Source organism: Actinomyces sp. oral taxon 175 str. F0384, from assembly GCF_000223355.1.
Classification (GTDB): domain Bacteria; phylum Actinomycetota; class Actinomycetes; order Actinomycetales; family Actinomycetaceae; genus Actinomyces; species Actinomyces oris.
On record NZ_AFUR01000001.1, the window covers coordinates 1,132,642 to 1,151,947 of the forward strand.

Here is a 19,306-nt window from a genome sequence, read left to right on the forward strand (position 1 = left end):
GCTTGAGATGCCCTGGGCTCATGGCACGATGGGCCCATGAGCGAGACCACCGACGGCACCGACCTCCCGGAGTCGAACGTCTTCGCCAAGCCATGGCCGCTCGATCTCGGCCTGCCCGGCTTCACAGCCGTGGACCACGCCGACATCGAACCGGCCATCCGCGCCGGGATGGCTGCCGAGCGCCAGGAGTGGGAGGCGATCGCCACCAACGAGGACGCACCCACGATCGCCAACACCGTCGACGCGTTGGAGCGATCCGGTGAGCTGCTGGAGCGGGCGCTGACGGTGCTGGACGCCCTGACCTCCGCCACCGACTGCCCGGACCTCGACGAGCTCGAGGAGGCCCTGGCCCCCGAGCTGGCGGCCCACTCCGATGCCTATCACCTCGACTCCCGTCTCTACCGACGCTTCAAGGTCCTCGACGAGCTCGTGTCCCAAGCCCCTGAGGGGCAGGCTGCGCGCGACGCCGACGGTGCCGTCATCGACGCCGAGGCCGCCCGCCTCATCCGCCTGACCGTCGAGGAGTTCGAACGTAACGGCGTCGGCCTGGACGAAGCGGATACGCAGGCGCTCAAGGAGATCAACGCCCGCGTCAACGCGCTCAAGATGCGTTTCTCCGTCCTGGTCACCGAGGCCATGCATGCCGCCGGGGTCACGAATGTCACGGTGCCGCCGGTCCTGGCCACCACCCGGCCCCACGGCGCCAGGCTCGCCCTGCTGAAGACGTCCATGAGTCGAGGGCTGGGGGAGCAGGGCGCCTTCGGCGACACCCGCGGCATCGTTCTGGAACTCGCCCGGCTGCGCGCCGAACGGGCCGTCCTCCTGGGCTTCCCGCACCACGCCGCCCTCGTGGCCGCGGAGTCGGCCGCCCGCACCACCGAGGCGGTCTCAGAGCTGCTCACCCGGCTCACTGCGCCGGCCATGGATAACGCCCGCGCAGACGCTCAGGTCTACGCCGCCCGCATGGACCTGGACCCGCAGACCCAGGCCGGTGAGACCTTCGGGCCCGCCGACTGGCCTCTCTACGAGGCCGCTGAGCGCAAGGAGCGCTTCGGCGTCGACGACGAGGTCCTGGCCCCCTACCTGGAGCTGTGGAGCGTGGTCACCAAAGGCGTCTTCTACGCCGCCAATCGTCTCTACGGCATCACCTTCCACGAGCGCGAGGACTTGGCCGAGCACATGTACGCCCCGGGCGTGAAGGTCTGGGAGGTGCGCGACGGCGAGGACTCCCAGGCGCCGGTCCTGGGCCTGTTCGTCGGCGACTACTACGCCCGGGCGGGCAAGTCCGGCGGCGCCTGGATGGATAGCCTCGTCACCGGTTCAACGCTCACCGGCCGCAAGCCGGTCGTCATCAACTGCTGCAACATCGAGCAGCCCACCTCCGGCCCGGTCCTGCTGACGTGGGACGAGGTCATCACGTGCTTCCACGAGTTCGGGCACGCCCTGCACGCCTTGTTCTCCCAGGCCCGCTACCCCTCGGCCTCCGGAACGGCCGTGCCCCGCGACGTCGTCGAGTTCCCCAGCCAGCTCAACGAGAAGTGGGCGCTTCACCCCGAGGTGCTGTCCTCCTACGCGCGCCACGTGGACACCGGCGAGCCCATGCCCCCCGACCTCGCCGAGCAGCTGCGCGGCCAGGGCACCTTCGGCCAGGGCTACGCCACCACCGAGTATCTGGGGGCGGCTCTGCTCGACCAGGCCTGGCACACCCTGGCCCCCGACGAGGTCCCCGGAGACGTTGCCGAGGTGGAGGACTTCGAGCACCGGGCCCTTGCCCTGGCCGGAGTCGATGACGCGCTCGTGCCTCCCCGCTACCGCTCCACCTACTTCTCCCACGTCTTCGCGGGGGGCTACAGCGCCGCCTACTACGCCTACATCTGGAGCGAGGTCATGGACGCTGATGCCATCGAGTGGTTCACCACTGACGGCGCGATCGACGGCGACCTCGGCCTGAATCGTCGGGCCGGAGAGATCTTCCGTCGCGAGTTCCTCTCCCGCGGCGACTGTCGAGACCCCCTGGTCTCCTATCGGGCCTTCACCGGGCGTGAACCCGGCATCCTGCCTCTTCTTCAACGTCGCGGACTTGCCTGACGGGCGCAGTTCGCTTCTTCACCCTCTCATCACCGGAAGGAACACAATATGGCTCGCGTCACCATCGTCGGCGGTGGATACGGTGGCATCACCGCCGCCAAGGCCCTCGACGACGTCGCCGAGGTCACCCTCGTGGAGCAGAAGGACACCTTCGTCAGCCACGCCGCGGCGCTGCGCGCTGCGGTCGACCGTGACTGGGCGGAGAAGATCTTCCTGCCCTACGACAAGCTCCTCACCAACGGACGGGTCGTCCACGGAACGGCGCTGGCCGTGCGAGGCACCACCGTCGAGGTCTCCGGACACGGGCAGATCGAGGCCGACTACCTGGTGCTGGCCACCGGCACCGCCTACCCCTTCCCCGCCAAGCACATGGAGTCCTCCTCCGTCATCGCCAAGGCCCGTATCGAGCGCGTCCACTCCAACCTTGAGCACTCCTCGCGAGTGCTCATCGTGGGCGCCGGCGCCGTCGGCATCGAGCTGGCCGGTGAGATCACCTCGGCCTTCCCGCAGGTCAAGGTGACCATGCTGGAGGCTGCCGACAGGATCCTGCCCGCCGGTGACTACAAGCCGGAGATTCGTGAGGCCATCGCCGACCAGCTCGCCCAGCGCGGGGTGGAGATCCTCACCGGTGACTCCCTCAGCTTCCTGCCCCCGGTCGACGTCGGCGTGCTCTCTCCCTTCCGGGTCACCACCCAGGGCGGACGCCAGCTCGAGGCCGACATGTGGTTCCGCGCCTACGGCTCGGCGGCCGCCACCGGATTCCTCAGCGAGGACTATGACGAGGTGCGCCATTACGACGGCACGATCCGCGTCGACGAGTACCTGCGCGTGGTGGACCACCCCGGTGTCTGGGCCATCGGAGACATCACCGACGTGCGCGAGTCCAAGCGCGCCGACGCCGCCCGCGCCCATGCCCGAGTGGTCGCCAGCAACATCGCCGACATGATCGCGGGCCGCGAGCCCTCCGCGACCTACACGCCCGGAACCGAGCGGATCATCCTGCCCCTGGGGCCCGATGGCGGTGCCTCCCAGATCCTGCGCGACGGTGTGCGCGTGGTCGTCGGCCCCGAGGAGACCAGTAGGATCAAGGGAGAGGACCTCTTCCTGGGCTTCATCCGTCAGGAGCTGGGAGTCGAGTCGGAGGCCTGATCGGGTCGACGTGGCCGGGCAACGCCGTTCGCCTGTGCGCTGCGCGGGGGATAGCCGGTAGTGTGTCCCACATGACGAACGATCCGCGGTCCGCGCTCAACCGACTCATTGCCGCCTTCGAGGCGCACCTGGATGCTGCCGCGACCGGTGACGAGCTCTCCCCGGCCGTGGTCGCGGCCGAGAACGCCCTCCAGGACGCCTTCTTCACCTACGACGACTCGCTGTTCACCGCATACGGTATCGAGCTCCCCTTCGAGGCCTTCGACTCCGATGGTGACGATGAGGACGACGATGACGATGATGAGGACTATGACGACGGCGAGTACGACGAGGATGACGACGACGACTACGACGACAGCGATGATGAGGATGATGAGGACTACGACGACGAGGACTGACTGAGGTCCCTGACTGGACGGACGACGTTCCTCAGCCCATCTCTCGGCGGTGGGGCCCACGCGAACTGCGTGGGCCCCACCGCTTTGTCTTAGATATGATACGGTTAAATACTGTAGGTAAGCCTTCCCTCAGTAATTGTGTGCCTGTGACCCGTACTCGGTTGTCGCCCACGAAGATAGGAATCCTGATGCCCATGTCTCCGTCCCGCCGTCAGCTGCTCTCCACGACCGCGGCCACAGCCGGTCTGCTGGCTCTGTCCGCCTGTGGTTCGAAGTCGTCGAGCTCGTCAGGCACCGGGGCCGGCGCCGCCTCTGCCGGATCGAGCGCAGAGGCGGTGACGTACCCGGTCACCGTGAAGCATGCCCAAGGGGAGACCACGATCAAGGCGGCGCCCCAGCGCGTCGTCGTTCTCGACTACGGTGTCCTGGACTCCATGGCCGCACTGGGCCTGGTCGACCTCGTCGTCGGCATCCCCAAGACCGGTGGCAACCTGCCCAAGTCCCTGTCCCAGTTCCAGGACGAGAAGTACAAGGATATGGGCGGCCTCAAGGAGCCCAAGCAGGAGGCCATCGCCGAGGTCGGGCCGGACCTGGTGATCGTGGCGAACCGGACCGCCAAGTCCTATGAGGACTTCTCAAGCAAGTTCACCACCATCGACATGACTGTCAAGCCGCAGGGTGCGAGTGCGACGGCGGCCGCGAGCCCCGATCAGGGTGGCCAGGGCGGTAATGGGGACAAGGGCAAGAAGAACGAGCTCTCCGCTTCGATGACGGAGATCCTCACCAGCCACTCCACGATTCTCGGCTCGATCTTCGGAAAGAAGAGCGCGGCGTAGGCCAAGGTCAAGGAGTTCACCGATGCTGCCGCTCAGGTGGCCACGGTGGCCAAGAACGCCGGCAAGGGCCTGTGTCTTCTCACCACCGGCGGCAAGGTGAGTGCCTTCGGCAAGGGCTCCCGTTTTGACGTCATCTTTGACGAGTTCGGTGTCACCCCCGCTGTGGAGAACATCGAGGCGGCTACTCACGGCGAGGCCGTCTCCTTCGAGTTCATCGGGCAGGCCAACCCTGACGTCCTCTTCGTCCTGGACCGCGACGCCACTATCGGGCAGGAGGGCTCCTCGGCCAAGGAGATTCTCGACAATGAGCTGGTCACCGCCACCAATGCCTGGAAGAACAACAAGGTCTACTACCTTGACGGTCCCGACTGGTACCTCCTGGGCGCCGGTTTCGGAGTCAGTCTGCGCATGGCCAAGGAGATCAAGGGCGATTTGTCCGCATGAGCCCCAGGAACCCCGCTGCGGCCTGGGGACACAGGCCACAACGGTCGGGCCTGTCGCTCCTGGTCGGTGGCCTTCTGCTTCTGCTCGTCCTGGGACTGGTGTCGGTGTGTATCGGAGTGGCGGACTTCGATCCGGTGGATCTGGTTCGCGCCGGATCGCAGGGCCGCTCCATGCGCCTCTTCATGGTCTCGCGAGTGCCGCGCACCCTGGCAGCCGTCCTCGCCGGTTCGGGCATCGCCGTGGCGGGCGCCGTCATGCAGATGAGCGTGCGCAACCGTTTCGTGTCCCCGACCACGGCAGGCACGACTCAGTTCGCCGTCGTCGGGCTGCTGCTTGTGGCTCTCTTCGCACCGGGCACCAGTGTTGTGGTGAAGATGGTGGTGGCCTCGGCATGCGCGGTAGCGGGCTCGGCCGTCTTCCTGTGGCTCCTGCGACTGCTGCCCCACCGGCGCACGTCCGATGACGTCACAGTCCCCCTGATCGGCCTCATGCTCGGTGGCGTGGTCGGAGCGGGTACCACCTTCGTGGCCTGGCGCTACGACCTGCTGCAGTCACTGGGGGCCTGGACGGCCGGCGACCTCTCCAGGGTGCTGGCCGGCCGCTACGAGCTGCTCTGGCTGGTGGCGCTCATCGTCCTGCTGCTCTATCTCGCCGCTGACCGCCTTACGGTGGCCAGTCTTGGGGCGGAGACGGCCACCGGGCTCGGGCTGAGCTATCACCGCACCATCAACCTGACGATCATGGCTGCGGCCGTCATGACGGCGGTCAGCGTCGTCGTGGTCGGGAGCCTGCCCTTCCTCGGGCTCGTAGTACCCAACATCGTCTCCCGGCTCATGGGGGACAATCTGCGCCGGAGTCTTCCAGTCATTGCCGTCGGTGGTGCCGTGCTCACGCTGGGGTGCGACGTCGTCGGACGCGTGGTCCGCTACCCCTACGAGGTTCCGCTGTCCGTCATCATGGGGGTCGTCGGCGCCGGCGTCTTCACCGTGCTCATCCTGCGAGGAGTGGAACGTGGCTGACGTGCTGTCCAGACGTCGTCGCCGGGAGAACCGGCGTTCCGTCCTCCGCCTGGTGGTCGTCCTGCTCCTGGTGCTGGTGGCCAGCGGCGTCTTCCTGGTCATCAACGCCTTCGACCCGCTCCTGGTCCTGCCCTACCGGCTGCCCTCCCTCGGGGCGATGCTGTGCGTGGGATGGGCCAGCGGCGTGTCCACCGTCATGTTCCAGACGGTCACCGGCAACCGGATCCTCACGCCCTCCGTTCTCGGTCTGGATGCGCTCTACGCCCTGCTGCAGGTGGTTCTTCTTCTCGTGCTGGGGGCGGCGGGACTCTCCTCGCTGCCGGACCTGGGGGCTTTCGTCCTGACACTTCTGGTGATGATCGGTGTGTCCGCGGCGCTCATGGGGGCCGTGCTCGGTGCCAGGCGTTCGGTGACCACTTTGGTGCTGCTGGGCATCGTGCTGGGAACCTTCCTGCGCTCTGGGACCACCTTCATCCAGCGGCTCCTGGATCCCAATGACTTCCTCATCCTTCAGGACCGGCTCTTCGCCTCCTTCGGCTCGATCAACCCCGATCTGCTGGTGCTCTCGCTGGTCCTGACCGTCGCGGTGTCGATTCTGGCGATCCGGGAGCTGCGGGCGCTCGATGTCGTGGCTCTCGGGCCCGATATCGCCACCGCACTCGGAGTCGATCACCGTCGTATCAGCCGGCGCGTGATGGTCATGGTGGCCGTGCTGGTATCCGTGTCCACGGCCCTGGTCGGGCCGATCATGTTCCTGGGGCTCCTCGTTGCCCACCTGGCCTACTGGGCCGCCGGTACCAACCGCCATGTGGTCACCGTGCCCATGGCGGCACTTGTCGCCATGCTCGTCCTGGTGACCGGACAGACGGTGCTGGCTCATGTCCTGGACGCCGACAACGTCCTGTCCGTCATCATCGAGTTCCTCGGCGGGCTCACCCTCATCGCCCTCATCATCAGCTCCAGGAGACGTTCGTGATCACAGTTCGTAGCCTTGCCAAGTCCTACGGTGAGCGTCAGGTGCTCTCCGACGTCGACCTCGACCTGCCGGCCGGCGGAGTCATCGGACTGGTTGGTGCCAACGGGGCCGGTAAGTCCACGCTGTTGTCCGTGATCGCCAGACTCCTGGGAGCCGACGCCGGCACGGTGGAAGTCGGTGGTCTGAACGTCGCCACGGCCCCGGGACGCCAGCTCGCCACCGTTCTGTCCGTCCTCAAGCAGGACAACCATCTCGCCGTGCGACTGACTGTGCGTGACCTCGTGGGATTCGGCCGCTATCCGCACAACCGGGGACGTCCCACCGAGCACGATGAGACGATCGTCGACCAGGCCCTGGAGTGGATGGACCTGACAGAGTTGGCCGACCGCTACCTCGATGAGATGTCCGGTGGGCAGCGCCAGCGGGCCTTCGTCGCCATGGTGCTGGCCCAGGAGACTCCCTATATGCTCCTGGACGAGCCCCTCAACAACCTGGACATGGTCCACTCGGTGGCCATGATGCGTCGTCTACGCGCTGCCGCCCACGAGCTCGAGCGCACGGTCGTGGTTGTCATGCATGACATCAATATGGCCGCCGCATGGTCGGACCGGATCGTCGCCATGCGTGAGGGCCGGGTCGTCCTTCAAGGAACCCCCGAGGAGACGATGACCCGAGAGTGCCTGAGCGAGGTCTTCGGCATGAATGTACCGGTCCATGAGATCGATGGCAGGCCCGTCGCCCTCGTCTGGGGCTGATACTCGCCAGGGGGCCGCTTCACAGCAGCGCCGGGAGTCTTAGAAGCGCTCGGGGTAGCCGAGCTGAACGGAGGTGACCTCGTCCAAGGCGTGTCGGATCTGGACCGGAAGCTCCAGGTCGTCGGCCGACAGCACGCCCTGGAGCTGAGCCGGAGTGCGGGCACCCACAATGGTTGAGGCGATCCCGGGGGCATCGCGGGCCCAGGCGAGCGCGACCTCGGCCGGCTTACGGTCCAGGCCCGAGGCGGCAGTGGCCACGGCCTCAACCACACCCCGGTGTGCGTCTCCCAGGTAGGGGGACACGTAGGAGCGCAGGTGAGGGGAGGCGGCCCGTGAGTCCGGTGGAATCGTCGCCCGGTACTTGCCGGTGAGCACGCCCCGACCCAGGGGGGCGTAGCCCAGGATGCCGAAGCCCAGGGCCTGCGAGGCGGGCCGCAGCTCGCGCTCGATACCTCGGGAGAGCAGCGAGTGCTCCACCTCGACTGCCGCCAGTCCCGGGCCCCGGCCGCACTCGCTGAGCAGATCATGTATGCGCACCGAAGCCCAGGCGGGGTGGTTGGCGATGCCCACGTACCGGGTGCGCCCGGAGGAGACGGCCAGGCTCAGTGCGTGGGCCGTCTCCTCCAGGGAGGTGCTGGAATCGGGCACCTGGACCAGCAGGAGGTCCAGGTGATCGGTGCCCAGGCGGGCCAGGCTGGTGTCGAGCGTGTCCAGCAGCGAGCCGCGGGAGGCGTCAGCCACCGAGGACCGCTCCCCGGTTCGCCAGGTGCGCACACCGGCCTTGGAGACCAGGACGAGGTCCTGGCGATCCACGTGCTCGCGCAGGAGCATGCCGATCACCTCCTCGCTGACGCCCTCGCCGTAGGAGGCGGCGGTGTCCACGAGCGTGCCCCCGGCATCGAGGAAGATGTCGAGCTGTTCCTTGGCCTCGAGCTCATCGGTGTCCCGGCCCCAGGTCATCGTGCCCAGGCCCACGGAGGACACACGCAGGCCGGTCCGGCCGAGTCTCCTGTGCTCCATAGGCCTAACCGTAGCGGCTCGACCTACTTGCGTACGGTGATGGTCCAGGCCGCGTCGCCGGTGCGCTCGAACTCGGTGACGGTGTAGCCGTTGTCGGCGGCCCAAGCCGGCAGTGTCTGAGTCCCCTGGGTGCAGTCGAAGCCGATGACGAGCTCGTCGCCGACGCTGAGCTCCTCTATGGCCTCTTCGGCCTCGATGACGGGGAAGGGGCAGACCTGACCGGTGGTCTCCAGAACAGTGCGCATGAGTGACTCCTTGAAGCGATGTGATGAGGGTGCGGGGTCGGTTGTGGAAGCGAGATGGTCGCGGGGTGCTGGCGAGGCGTCAGACGGTGGCGGGCACGCGCGAGGCCGCCCGCTCGGCGCGACGACGCTGCCGGGGCCGGATGAGGAGGAACCAGGCGGCCACCCCGACCCCCAGCACCTGGAAGACCAGTGCGATCCAGCCCTGCCAGGACAGGAGCGAGGTCTGCACCAGGGCGTTGCCGATGGAGCAGCCACCGGCCCAGGCGGCGCCGATCCCCATGAGGACACCGCCGGCGATGGAGCGCTGGATGACCTGGGCGCTGGGCACGCGGACGCGGAACTCGCCGGAGGCCTTGGCAGCGAGGTAGGAGCCGAGCAGGATGCCCAGGACCAGGAGCACACCCCAGTCAAGTCGCTTGACGTCCCCGGTGACGATGAGGTTCACCAGGTTCGACGACGGCGTCGTGATCCCCAGCCCGTCCGGGCGCCCCGAGGCCCAGGATGTGGGCCAGGCGATGACGGCGACGACGCCCACGAGGAATCCGGTGGCCAGAGGGTTCCACTGCTTCTCCAGCAGCAGGTGAGCCAGGCCCGTGCGCTGGGCAGGCAGCTGGATTTGAGCGGGACGGCTGCGCTCCAGAACGATGAAGCGGTGCACAACGAGCCCGGTGACGCCGGCCAGGATGACGACGCCGCCCCAGCTCGGCAGACCGATGGTGGCCGGGATGGTGGTCAGGTCGGTGACCCACAGTCCTTTGACCCAGCTCGTCACCCCCGACAGGAGTCCCGTCTTCGACGCGGCCGCCGTGGTGGCATAGGCCACGAGCGCGAACCAGGAACCGACCAGGCCCTCGCCGGCGCGGTAGTAGGTCCCGGTGGCGCAGCCGCCGGCCAGGACGATCCCGACTCCGAACAGGAAGGAACCGACAACGGTGGCAACCACCGACAGCTTGGGGATCTCAGGGGTGATGGAGCCTGCTGAGGTCAGGACGGCGACTCCGACCGCCTGAACGGCGATGGCCAGCAGGAAGGCTGTGAACCAGCGCCAGGAGCGGGAGACCCACAGGTCCCGGAAGGCGCCGGTGATGCAGAAACGGCCCCGTTGGAGGATGAAACCGAGGACGGCTCCAACGATGAGCCCAGTGAGGATGGTGGGTGACGGCACGGTGCGGTCCTTGTCCGGCTGCTGCTGTCAGGTGCAAGCAGCCTGCGTGGGGACCGGTGACGCAGCACAGGTGGAAAGACAGAGACAGGCCACGTCATCCGGTGGGGGAGTGAGGTGGAGGCCTGGCTGGACGCGGCTGATGGGGCGCCGTCTCAGGGGCGCCGGGAGCCGAGGAGAACGATCTGTCTGAGACCGCCTCAGAACGCCCGAACCAGGCAGCGCATACACATGCCGGCTCCGCGCGAGGCGGTGCGGGCTGCGTGGGCCTGGAGGACGTTCATGTGCTTCTCCATGGGGATCTGGGAAGTGCGTGGCGACGGTTGTCAGCCGTCATGGACTGTAACCGACGGCCTCTGGCCGTGGCAATTCCTGAACAATGGCCGAGATCAGGCAGCGGTGCGGCGTGCGGTCAGGAGGCGGGCGATCCCGTCATCGGGCACCTGCGGCGTGGTGCCGCCGAAGAGCGGGCACTGGGCCTGGAAGGCGCACCAGTCGCACAGCCGGGAGCGGCGGGGGTGGAAGGAGCCGTTGCGAGCGCAGTCCTCGACCTCGTCCCACAGGTGCGCCAGACGCGTCTCGGTGCGTTCCAGCTCGGCCAGGCGAGGATCGTGAGTCAGGACCCGCCCGTCCTTGAGATAGACCAGCTGGAGACGGGCCGGCGCCCGCCCGCGCAGGCGCCACAGCACCAGCGCGTAGAAGCGCATCTGGAACAGCGCCTCCTCCATGAAACGCGTGCCGGGGCTGCGCCCGGTCTTGTAGTCGACCACTCTCATGGCGCCGTCGGGTGCCACGTCCAGACGGTCCACGAAGCCTCGTAGGAGCAGGCCGTCGCCGGTCTCAGTCTGGACGAAGAGCTCGCGCTCGGCCGGCTCCAGGCGCTGGGGGTTCTCCAGGGTGAAGTAGGTGCGAATGAGTCTGCGGGCCTCCTCCAGCCAGGTCTCCACGTGGTCGGCGTCCTCGAACAGGTCCATGACCTCCGGGTTCTTCTCACGGTGGGATGCCCACTGGCCGGGCAGGAGCTCGAGGGCCGCCTGTGGTAGGCGTTCCGAGGCCGGAAGATCGTAGAGGCGCTCCAGCACGCCGTGGACCACGGTGCCCTTGTGCGTCGCCAGCGAACCGGGCTCGGGAAGGCGGTCGACCGTGCGCAGACGGAACATGAGCGGGCACTGCATGAAGTCCTTGGCCCGAGAGGGGGACAGGGCTGCGCGGCGTCCGCCGCCCGCGCCCGCTGCCGGACGGCCACTGGCACCCGGACCGGTGGGCCTGACGCCGGTCTGAGGTGATGAGCTGGATGCGGTGAGCGGCTCGTGGGACATGGGGACGACGCTACCGCGAGGAGGTGACGCGGCGTCGGATCTGGCCGGAGGGAGCGGCCTTCCTCCACAGGCCGCGTCCGTGGGGAGAGACATCCGCGGCTGTGGCCGCCGAGTGGATGCGGCTCCCGGCTGCCGACGGCGTTAGGCTCGCGCCCATGCCTGCCTCCACATCGACCGGCGAGTGGGTGATCGCCCGCGTCGGCGGCGCCCCCGTCGTCATCTCGCCGACCTCTCTCCTGCTCGGCCTGCTCATCGCCGGCAGCTGGTACCCGCTGGTCTCCTCGGCCCTGGGTGGCTTCGGCACCACAACGGTGCTGCTGGTGGTGGTCTCCACGGTCCTGGGCGTTGCGGCCTCGGTGCTCCTGCACGAGCTGGCCCACGGGCTGTCCGGAACTCTCATGGGCAGGCGACCCACCCGTTACGAGCTCTACCTGTGGGGCGGGCGAACATCCTTCGGACCCGCACGCGAGTGGACCGCGTGGAAGGACCTGGTCACCTCCCTGTCAGGACCGGCCACCAACCTGCTCATCTGGGGCATCGGAATGTGGGCACAGAACTCCGTCAGTCTGCCGGTTCCCGTCGCCTTCTCCATATGGGCCGTGACCCTGGTCAACCTGGCCCTGGCCATCTTCAACGCCCTGCCGGGTCTTCCCCTCGACGGCGGCTACGCCCTAGCCGCGCTCGTGGTCCAGGTGACCGGCAACCGCAGACTCGGTCTCAAAGTGGCCGGCTGGGGCGGGCTGGCGGTGGTCGGCGGTGTCGTGTGGTGGTGGATCCTGCGCCCACTCGTGCTTGACGGTCGCCAGCCCGACGCCTTCAACCTCATCCTGGTTCTCATGGTGGGTTGGTCGATCGTGGCCTCCAGCTGGCAGGTCCTCGAGCTCGGGGGAGGAGCCAGGGCCGCCTCGAAGCTGGACCTGCGCGAGCTGGCCAGGCCCGTGCACGTCGTGGGACCCGACACGCCTGTGTTCCAGGTGCGTGAAGCGCTGGCGCAAGGAGCCGCACTCGTCCTCGTCACTGACGGGCCCGAGCTGGTGGGCACGATCGATGCGGCCGCCCTCAAGGAGCTCGGGCTGTCGGACGCAGCAAGCTCAACCCCTACGCTCGGGGTGAGCGCCAGGCAGATCTGCACGGTGCTGCCGGCCGCGGCGGTGACCACCGACCTGACCGGCCAGGAGGCCGCCGACGCCATGAAACGAGCCCGGGAGGTCTCCCGCTGGCTGGTGCTCGTGGAGGCCGGGAGCCTGGCCGGTGCGGTCCCCACCGGAGCGCGCTGAGAGGCAGCGGTAACTGAGGTGACCTCGACGACCAAGCCGCCCGACCAGGTCACCGGAACATGATGCCCACCGGCTCCGACTGCACTGAGGATGCTAACCTTCACAGAGGACGAAATGCCTCCGGGCATCGGAATCAGCGTCATCTTTGAAGGTGAAACCATGAGCGACGTCAACCCTCAGGACCTCTCTCAAGAGATTCTGGCTGCGCCGGCCAAGGCATCGATCTTCCTGACGGTAACAGTACGGAGCGGGGGCGAGTCCGCGGTCATCGATCTGCTGACCGCTGTGTCCGGGCTGACCCGGGCTGTGGGTTTCCGTTACCCCGAGACGATGCTCAGCTGCGTCGTCGGTATTGGGGCAGGCATGTGGGGTCGTCTCTTCGACGTACCTCGTCCCGAGTACCTGCACGATTTTGAGGCACTTCAGGGAGGAAGGCACAGTGCCCCCTCGACGCCGGGAGACCTGTTCTTCCACCTGCGCGCCTCGACTCTCGACATGTGCTTCGAGCTGGCGCGCCAGATCATGCGCCGACTGGGCCCTGCGGTCAGTACCTACGATGAGGTTCACGCCTTCCGCTACCTCGATAATCGGGACCCTCTGGGCTTCGTCGACGGTACTGAGAGTCCGCGGGGGCAGGCGGCCGTCGCCGCGGCGCTCATCAACGAGGGCGCGTGGGTTGGCGGCAGCTACATCATTGAGCAGAAGTACGTCCACAATCTCACCGCTTGGGACTCATTGAGTGTCGAGGAGCAGGAACACGTCATCGGTCGCACCAAGCTCGATGACACCCAGCTCCCCGATGATGAGCAGCCCACCAACAGCCACGTCACCATGAACACCATTGAGGACGCCGACGGCAACGAGCTCCAGATCGTGCGGGACAATCTCGCCTTCGGCGAGGCCTCCGGGGAGCAGGGCACGTTCTTCATGAGCTACGCCGCAGACCCACGCGTCACTGAGCTCATGCTCCGGCGTATGTTCCTGGGGGAGCCAGAGGGCAACTACGACCGCATCCTCGACTTCTCCACGCCTCTGACAGGATGTCTCTTCTTCGCTCCGCCGGCCGCCTTCCTCGACGACGCCGACCAGTACGCGAAGCCTTCTGTCCGACCTGAGGCGGGACCGCAGGACCCGACCCAGCCCGCCACTGAGCTGAGCGCCGCCAAGGACCTAGGGTTCAACGCATCTTCTGAGGCGCCGCGTGACCAGACACCAGATGACCACAGCAATGGTGCGGGTTCCACTGCCGCGCCGTCCGACGGATCCCTCGGGATCGGAAACCTGAAAGGCCAAGTATGAACAATCTGCATCGACAGCTGGCCCCCATCTCCGAAGCTGCCTGGGGTGAGATCGACCAAGAGGCGCGGCGCACCTTCATCCGCTGGATCGCTGGACGACGCGTCGTCGACGTCGTTGGACCCGACGGAGAGGATCTCGCGGCAGTACGCACCGGTCACCAGGTATGTGTGGACACCCCCTTCGAAGGCGTCCAGGCCCACCAGCGTCAGGTCCGCCAGATCGTCGAGCTGAGGGTTCCCTTCCGGGTCAGCCGCGAGGCCGTCGACGCCGTCGACCGCGGAGCCCAGGACTCCGACTGGCAGCCTGTGAAGGACGCCGTTGCTCAGATCGCCAGGGCCGAGGACGGCATTGTCTTCGACGGACTGGCGAGCGCAGGCATCGAGGGACTGGTTCCCTCAAGCTCCAACCCTGCCGTATCGCTCCCGCAGCCGAAGGATCTTCCTGACGCCGTTGCCGCTGCCCTCAAGGAGCTCCGCCTCGCCGGAGTCGAAGGCCCCTACGCCCTCCTGCTCTCCGCCGAGCTGTGGACCGCCGTCGCAGAGACCACTGATGACGGCTATCCCATCCGCAAGCACATCGATCGTCTCCTGGAGGGTGAGGTCCTGTGGGCTCCCGCCATTCAGGGCGCTGTCCTGCTGAGCACGCGGGGCGGCGACTACGAGCTGCACCTCGGCCAGGACCTCTCCATCGGATATCTCTCACATGATGCCGAGTCGATTGAGCTCTATCTCCAAGAGACGCTCACTTTCCTCCCGTACACCTCCGAGGCGAGTGTCGTGATGACGCACTGAGGTCGCACACCGGTCCTACACTCGCCCTGATGAGCGAGCAGACTGAGCACCCGGTGAACTCACCCACGGAGTCCTCCCCACGCCCCGCCCCCCAGGAGAACCTGGGGCAGGCCGGTCGCCGGGGCTCCTTCCGCTACGGCGATCGCATCCAGGTCACCGACACCAAGGGCCGCAAGAACACCTTCCTGCTCGACCCCCACGGCTACTTCCAGTCCGTGCGCGGCTCCTTCCACCACCGAGACGTTGTTGGCATGGACGAGGGCAGCGTCATCGAGACCGACACCGGCCACGAGCTGCTCCTGCTGCGCCCGCTCCTGGCCGACTACGTCCTGTCCATGCCCCGCGGCGCCCAGGTGGTCTACCCCAAGGACTCCGGACAGGTCATCGCCATGGGGGACATCTTCCCCGGCGCCCGCGTCCTGGAGGCCGGCGTCGGCTCCGGCGCACTGACCATGAACCTGCTCTCCGCCATCGGAGAGGGCGGCCACCTGCTGTCCATCGAGCGCCGTGAGGACTTCGCCCAGATCGCCGCCTCCAACGTCGACGCCTGGTTCGGCCGCCACCATCCCGCCTGGGAGCTGCGCACCGGGGACTTCGCCGACGTCGTCGCCGCCCAGGTGGAACCCGGCAGCATCGACCGGGTGGTCCTGGACATGCTCGCCCCCTGGGAGAACGTCGAGGCCGCTTCCCAAGCCCTGGCCCCGGGCGGGCTATTCCTGGCCTACGTGGCCACCGTCACTCAGCTCTCCCGCACCGTGGAGGCCCTGCGTCACAGCGGCTTGTTCACCGAGCCGGAGTCCTGGGAGTCCATGGTGCGCACCTGGAACGTCGACGGGCTTGCCGTGCGCCCCGACCACCGCATGGTGGCGCACACCGGCTTCCTGCTGACCGCTCGTCGCCTGGCCGCAGGCTCCCGGCCCTTGACCCGCAAGCGCCCGCCCGCCCGCGGCGCCTACGACGAGGGCGGCTACTGGCTGCCCGACGACGTCAAGGAGCGCACCAGCACGGACAAGAAGGTCCGCCGCGTTCTGCGAGACTGCCGGGCCAAGCAGCCCTCCGACGCCACACCCGTTCTCAGCGGGAGCGCGGACGACAGCCAGGACGGCGCCAACCATGTCTGAGACGTCTGCCGCCGACGCCGGCACACCCCAGCCACTGGGGATGCCGGCCACGGACTTCACCAGCCACCAGCTGCGTGAGGCCCGCGCCCGGGCCGTCAGCCTGGCGGCCAAGAACGAGCGCCTGGTGGCCGCTCTGGGCACCGCCCGCGAGCGCATCGCCGAGCTCGGCCAGCAGCTCGACGCCGTCACTCACCCCCCGGTCACGCTGGGACTGCTCACCGGCCTTCCCCGCACGAGGGATGCCGCAGGTGACACTGGCGATGCCGTCGATGCCGTCGATGCCGCCGACGCAGCCCAGCCCCGTGAAGTCGCCGTGAGCCTGTCGGGCCGCCAAATGCTCCTGCACGTCCACCCCGGCGTCGATGACACCGAGCTGCAGGTCGGGCGGCGCGTGGCCGTCAACGACCAGATGCTCGTCGTCGCCACCCTCCCCGAGCCCCGCACCGGTGAGGCCGTCACCCTCGAGGAGAGGCTCGATGACGCCCGGGTCCTGGTGACCACCGGCGCAGGAGGCACCCGGATCCTCACCCTGTCCTCGGCTCTTGGCCGCATCGCCGGGACCGGTGAGGGGATCAAGCCCGGTGACACCCTGGCCGCCGACCTGCGCGCCGACGTCGCCACGGCTCTCATCGAGCGCACCAGCGTCGAGCAGCTGGTCGTGGCCGAGACACCCGATGTCTCCTGGGCGGACATCGGTGGCCTGGGACCGCAGATCGAGCAGATCCGCGATGCCCTCGAGCTGCCCTTCACCCACCCCGAGCTGTTCCACGCCTACGGTCTGCGCGCCCCCAAGGGACTGCTGCTCTACGGCCCGCCCGGCTGCGGCAAGACCCTCATCGCCAAGGCCGTGGCCACCTCGCTGGCTGATTCGCCCAGCGCCTCGGGCATCACGGGACGCCCGCCCGCGTTCCTCAACATCAAGGGTCCTGAGCTTCTGAGCAAGTTCGTCGGCGAGACCGAGCGCCAGATTCGCGCCATCTTCGACCAGGCCCGCAAGGCCGCCGCCGAGGACCGGCCGGTGGTCATCTTCTTCGATGAGATGGAGGCCCTCTTCCGCACCCGTGGCACCGGCGTGTCCTCCGACGTCGAGACCATGATCGTGCCCCAGGTCCTGGCGGAGATCGACGGCGTGGAGTCCCTGCGCAACGTCGTCATCATCGGGGCCTCCAATCGCGAGGACATGATCGATCCCGCTATCCTGCGTCCCGGGCGCCTGGACGTGAAGATCCGCATCAACCGGCCCGATGCGGCCGCTGCCCAGGAGATCCTCGCCCGGCACCTCACCGCGAACCTCCCCCTGGATCCGGCCGAGCTCGCCGCCCACGGGGGAGACCGCGAGGCCACCGCCGCCTCCTTGCGCCGAGTCGTCGTTGAGGCCCTCTACGCCCGCAACGAGGCCACCGCCGTCCTGGAGATCACCGAGACCCATACGGTCAGTGGCGCCTCCACCCGCGTCCTTCACCTGGCCGACCTGACCAGCGGCGCCATGCTGGCCGCCATCGTCTCGCGCGCCAAGACCGCCTCCATCAAGGACGAGCTCGCCGGGGGAGTGGGCGGGCTGAGTGCAGCCAGGCTCCGCTCGGCCGTCGAGACCGAGGCGCGGCAGAACGAGGAGATCACCGGCGCGACCACCCCCGAGGGGTGGGCCCGGCTCATCGGCACCCGCACCTCGCAGATCCTCAGCGTGCGCAGACTCGGCAAGGAGAGCACATGAACGATGTCGGCTTTCAGCCCGGTCCGGTGACGCGACCCGTCGGTCTGGAGACCGAGTTCGGGGTCCTGCGCCCGGGCGACGCCTACGCCAACCCCGTGGTCCTGTCCACCCGCGTGGTGGAGGCCTACTGCGCCGGCGCCGGCGTGCCCACCGTGCGGTGGGACTACGAGGGCGAGGATCCCCTGGCCGACCTGCGGGGCGGCAGGCTCCGGCGCTCCGCCGCCCACCCCAGCCAGCTCACCGACGACCCTGCTCGCCCAGCGCCCTCGGGCGATGCACCGTCGGCCGATGCGGGGGAGACGGCAGACCCTCCACCGGCCCCCTGGGGGTCGCGCGCTCGCCCCAGTGCCGCCGAGGCGGCGCTGCCCCGGGCCACCACTGCGGTCCTGGTCAACGGCGCCCGCTTCTACGTCGACCACGCCCACCCCGAGTACTCCTCACCCGAGGTCCTCACACCCCGCGACGCCCTGATCTGGGACCGCGCCGGTGAGGTGGTCGCCCGGCGCGCCATGACGGCCCTGGGTGACGAGGGCGATCGGGGTGGGACACCGGCGGAGATCGTCCTGTACAAGAACAACGTGGATGGCAAGGGTGCGGCCTACGGCTCCCACGAGAACTACCTCGTGCGGCGCGATGTGCCCTTCGAGGAGCTGGCCGCGGTCCTGACCCCCTTCCTCGTCACCAGGCCCGTCATCGCCGGTGCCGGCCGGGTCGGGATCGGGCAGCGCAGTGAGCACCCCGGATTCCAGGTCAGCCAGCGCGCCGACTATGTCGAGTCCGAGATCGGCCTGCAGACCACGTTCAACCGCCCCATCATCAACACCCGCGACGAACCGCACGCCGACAATGCCCGCTGGCGCAGGCTTCACGTCATCAACGGTGACGCCAACCGCTTCGACGTTCCCATCTACCTCAAGGTCGCCACCACCGACCTGCTTCTGTGGTTCCTGGAGCAGGCGTACACCGAGGGCTCCGGCCGGTTCAAGGAGGCTCTGGCCAGGCTCAAGGACCTGGCCATCATCGGCGACCCCGTGGAGGAGCACTGGGCGCTCTCCCACGACCCCTCCCTGTCACACGAGCTGCGAACCCAGGCCGGGGCCATGACCGCCCTGGAGGTTCAGCGCGCCATCCTCGACGCCGTCAGCCCTGCCGTCACCCGTGTGGAGGACGCTCAGGCCCACCGCGCCCTGGCCCTGTGGAGGCAGGTCCTCGACGCCCTGGAGCAGTGGCGCCACGACGGATCCGGGCCGGCCGCCCAAATGGTGGAGTGGGTCGCCAAGTACGAGCTCTGTGAGGGACTGCGCCGCAGGTCGGGAACCGGCTGGGACGATCCCCGCCTGGCCGCTCTCGACATCCAGTGGGCCGACCTACGACCGGGACGATCCGTCGTCGATAAGCTCGACGCCGCCGGCAGAATCCATCGGCTGGTCGCTGACGCGGAGATCCAGCGTGCGGCCGACACGCCTCCCGAGGGCACGCGCGCCGCCGTCCGGGGAACCGCCATCCGCCGTCACCGGCAGATCGTGGGGGCCTCCTGGACCTGCCTCCTCCTCGACGTGCCGGGCACCCCCGCCCTGGCACGTCTGCGCCTGCCCGACGACGTGGTCGTCGGCCCCGATGAGACGGCGACCATCCTGGAGGAAATTGGTCGCCGGGCGGCACCTGAGAGACACTGAGCCTCACAGTGCGCTCA

18 protein-coding genes and 1 pseudogene are annotated in these 19,306 nt (G+C 68.2%); 14 read left to right on the forward strand and 5 right to left on the reverse strand.

The genetic code is table 11. The features are described from left to right. Positions 1-36 precede the first annotated feature (36 nt). The 8 genes and pseudogenes from HMPREF9058_RS04745 to HMPREF9058_RS04775 all read left to right on the forward strand — a co-directional run bounded on the left by HMPREF9058_RS04745 (position 37) and on the right by HMPREF9058_RS04775 (position 7,665). Positions 37-2,088, forward strand: a complete 2,052-nt coding sequence (locus HMPREF9058_RS04745) for a M3 family metallopeptidase (RefSeq protein ID WP_009406294.1) — start codon at positions 37-39, stop codon at positions 2,086-2,088. A 48-nt stretch (positions 2,089-2,136) separates the two neighbouring features. Beyond that, positions 2,137-3,237 (forward strand): NAD(P)/FAD-dependent oxidoreductase, encoded by a 1,101-nt coding sequence (locus HMPREF9058_RS04750; protein WP_009406172.1) that lies wholly within the window; start codon positions 2,137-2,139, stop codon positions 3,235-3,237. A 71-nt stretch (positions 3,238-3,308) separates the two neighbouring features. Beyond that, the gene (locus HMPREF9058_RS04755) at positions 3,309-3,635 is read left to right on the forward strand and encodes a hypothetical protein (protein WP_043537641.1); all 327 of its coding nucleotides are present in this window, start codon (positions 3,309-3,311) and stop codon (positions 3,633-3,635) included. A gap of 188 nt (positions 3,636-3,823) precedes the next feature. Beyond that, complete coding sequence (locus HMPREF9058_RS13765; RefSeq protein ID WP_009405648.1) at positions 3,824-4,471, forward strand: ABC transporter substrate-binding protein; 648 nt, start codon at positions 3,824-3,826, stop codon at positions 4,469-4,471. A 21-nt stretch (positions 4,472-4,492) separates the two neighbouring features. Then, positions 4,493-4,915: pseudogene (locus HMPREF9058_RS13770) on the forward strand (ABC transporter substrate-binding protein); the annotation flags it as partial. Next, positions 4,912-5,934 (forward strand): ABC transporter permease, encoded by a 1,023-nt coding sequence (locus tag HMPREF9058_RS04765; protein ID WP_009405916.1) that lies wholly within the window; start codon positions 4,912-4,914, stop codon positions 5,932-5,934. The pseudogene HMPREF9058_RS13770 and the gene HMPREF9058_RS04765, both read left to right, overlap by 4 nt. Further along, positions 5,927-6,910: an iron chelate uptake ABC transporter family permease subunit gene (locus HMPREF9058_RS04770; RefSeq protein ID WP_009747278.1), complete on the forward strand. Its 984-nt coding sequence runs from the start codon at positions 5,927-5,929 to the stop codon at positions 6,908-6,910. The genes HMPREF9058_RS04765 and HMPREF9058_RS04770 overlap by 8 nt, the downstream gene beginning before the upstream one ends. Next, positions 6,907-7,665, forward strand: coding sequence for an ABC transporter ATP-binding protein (locus HMPREF9058_RS04775; RefSeq protein ID WP_009747514.1), 759 nt, complete (start codon positions 6,907-6,909; stop codon positions 7,663-7,665). Before HMPREF9058_RS04770 ends, HMPREF9058_RS04775 begins: the two co-directional genes overlap by 4 nt. Before the next feature lie 39 nt (positions 7,666-7,704). Here HMPREF9058_RS04775 and HMPREF9058_RS04780 read toward each other — a convergent pair whose 3' ends face one another. From HMPREF9058_RS04780 to HMPREF9058_RS13590, 5 genes are all read right to left on the reverse strand, one after another. Continuing rightward, positions 7,705-8,685, reverse strand: coding sequence for an aldo/keto reductase (locus HMPREF9058_RS04780; RefSeq protein ID WP_009747453.1), 981 nt, complete (start codon positions 8,683-8,685; stop codon positions 7,705-7,707). 23 nt (positions 8,686-8,708) lie between these two features. Beyond that, positions 8,709-8,930 (reverse strand): sulfurtransferase TusA family protein, encoded by a 222-nt coding sequence (locus HMPREF9058_RS04785; protein WP_009405948.1) that lies wholly within the window; start codon positions 8,928-8,930, stop codon positions 8,709-8,711. Positions 8,931-9,009: 79 nt separating this feature from the next. Then, complete coding sequence (locus tag HMPREF9058_RS04790; protein ID WP_009747545.1) at positions 9,010-10,095, reverse strand: YeeE/YedE family protein; 1,086 nt, start codon at positions 10,093-10,095, stop codon at positions 9,010-9,012. 386 nt (positions 10,096-10,481) lie between these two features. Next, positions 10,482-11,411 (reverse strand): PD-(D/E)XK nuclease family protein, encoded by a 930-nt coding sequence (locus HMPREF9058_RS04795; RefSeq protein WP_254654060.1) that lies wholly within the window; start codon positions 11,409-11,411, stop codon positions 10,482-10,484. A gap of 10 nt (positions 11,412-11,421) precedes the next feature. Continuing rightward, positions 11,422-11,568: a hypothetical protein gene (locus HMPREF9058_RS13590; protein ID WP_175284657.1), complete on the reverse strand. Its 147-nt coding sequence runs from the start codon at positions 11,566-11,568 to the stop codon at positions 11,422-11,424. Here HMPREF9058_RS13590 and HMPREF9058_RS04800 point away from each other — a divergent pair. The 6 genes from HMPREF9058_RS04800 (at position 11,567) to HMPREF9058_RS04825 (ending at position 19,289) form a co-directional block, all read left to right on the forward strand. After that, the gene (locus tag HMPREF9058_RS04800) at positions 11,567-12,688 is read left to right on the forward strand and encodes a CBS domain-containing protein (RefSeq protein ID WP_009747516.1); all 1,122 of its coding nucleotides are present in this window, start codon (positions 11,567-11,569) and stop codon (positions 12,686-12,688) included. The two genes, HMPREF9058_RS13590 and HMPREF9058_RS04800, sit on opposite strands and share 2 nt — an antisense overlap. A 159-nt stretch (positions 12,689-12,847) precedes the next feature. After that, positions 12,848-13,987 carry a Dyp-type peroxidase gene (locus HMPREF9058_RS04805; protein WP_043537799.1) on the forward strand — a complete coding sequence of 380 codons (1,140 nt, stop codon included), beginning with the start codon at positions 12,848-12,850 and terminating at the stop codon, positions 13,985-13,987. Continuing rightward, positions 13,984-14,778, forward strand: a complete 795-nt coding sequence (locus HMPREF9058_RS04810) for a family 1 encapsulin nanocompartment shell protein (RefSeq protein ID WP_009747457.1) — start codon at positions 13,984-13,986, stop codon at positions 14,776-14,778. Before HMPREF9058_RS04805 ends, HMPREF9058_RS04810 begins: the two co-directional genes overlap by 4 nt. Positions 14,779-14,807: 29 nt before the next feature. Continuing rightward, positions 14,808-15,899, forward strand: coding sequence for a tRNA (adenine-N1)-methyltransferase (locus HMPREF9058_RS04815; RefSeq protein ID WP_043537642.1), 1,092 nt, complete (start codon positions 14,808-14,810; stop codon positions 15,897-15,899). After that, positions 15,892-17,613, forward strand: a complete 1,722-nt coding sequence (arc, locus tag HMPREF9058_RS04820; RefSeq protein WP_009405851.1) for a proteasome ATPase — start codon at positions 15,892-15,894, stop codon at positions 17,611-17,613. The genes HMPREF9058_RS04815 and arc overlap by 8 nt, the downstream gene beginning before the upstream one ends. After that, a complete protein-coding gene (locus HMPREF9058_RS04825) occupies positions 17,610-19,289 on the forward strand; it encodes a proteasome accessory factor PafA2 family protein (protein ID WP_009406390.1) in 1,680 nt (559 codons plus the stop codon). The genes arc and HMPREF9058_RS04825 overlap by 4 nt, the downstream gene beginning before the upstream one ends. Positions 19,290-19,306: the final 17 nt, after the last annotated feature.

What these genes read in the sequence shown, in the direction of transcription:
- HMPREF9058_RS04785 (WP_009405948.1), bottom strand. Translation starts at nt 8,930, where the DNA reads ATGCGCACTGTTCTGGAGACCACCGGTCAGGTCTGCCCCTTCCCCGTC.
- HMPREF9058_RS04780 (WP_009747453.1), bottom strand. Translation starts at nt 8,685, where the DNA reads ATGGAGCACAGGAGACTCGGCCGGACCGGCCTGCGTGTGTCCTCCGTG.
- HMPREF9058_RS04745 (WP_009406294.1), top strand. Translation starts at nt 37, where the DNA reads ATGAGCGAGACCACCGACGGCACCGACCTCCCGGAGTCGAACGTCTTC.
- HMPREF9058_RS13590 (WP_175284657.1), bottom strand. Translation starts at nt 11,568, where the DNA reads ATGGGCGCGAGCCTAACGCCGTCGGCAGCCGGGAGCCGCATCCACTCG.
- HMPREF9058_RS04750 (WP_009406172.1), top strand. Translation starts at nt 2,137, where the DNA reads ATGGCTCGCGTCACCATCGTCGGCGGTGGATACGGTGGCATCACCGCC.
- HMPREF9058_RS04810 (WP_009747457.1), top strand. Translation starts at nt 13,984, where the DNA reads ATGAACAATCTGCATCGACAGCTGGCCCCCATCTCCGAAGCTGCCTGG.
- HMPREF9058_RS04795 (WP_254654060.1), bottom strand. Translation starts at nt 11,411, where the DNA reads ATGTCCCACGAGCCGCTCACCGCATCCAGCTCATCACCTCAGACCGGC.
- HMPREF9058_RS04815 (WP_043537642.1), top strand. Translation starts at nt 14,808, where the DNA reads ATGAGCGAGCAGACTGAGCACCCGGTGAACTCACCCACGGAGTCCTCC.
- arc (WP_009405851.1), top strand. Translation starts at nt 15,892, where the DNA reads ATGTCTGAGACGTCTGCCGCCGACGCCGGCACACCCCAGCCACTGGGG.
- HMPREF9058_RS13765 (WP_009405648.1), top strand. Translation starts at nt 3,824, where the DNA reads ATGCCCATGTCTCCGTCCCGCCGTCAGCTGCTCTCCACGACCGCGGCC.
- HMPREF9058_RS04800 (WP_009747516.1), top strand. Translation starts at nt 11,567, where the DNA reads ATGCCTGCCTCCACATCGACCGGCGAGTGGGTGATCGCCCGCGTCGGC.
- HMPREF9058_RS04825 (WP_009406390.1), top strand. Translation starts at nt 17,610, where the DNA reads ATGAACGATGTCGGCTTTCAGCCCGGTCCGGTGACGCGACCCGTCGGT.
- HMPREF9058_RS04755 (WP_043537641.1), top strand. Translation starts at nt 3,309, where the DNA reads ATGACGAACGATCCGCGGTCCGCGCTCAACCGACTCATTGCCGCCTTC.
- HMPREF9058_RS04765 (WP_009405916.1), top strand. Translation starts at nt 4,912, where the DNA reads ATGAGCCCCAGGAACCCCGCTGCGGCCTGGGGACACAGGCCACAACGG.
- HMPREF9058_RS04805 (WP_043537799.1), top strand. Translation starts at nt 12,848, where the DNA reads ATGAGCGACGTCAACCCTCAGGACCTCTCTCAAGAGATTCTGGCTGCG.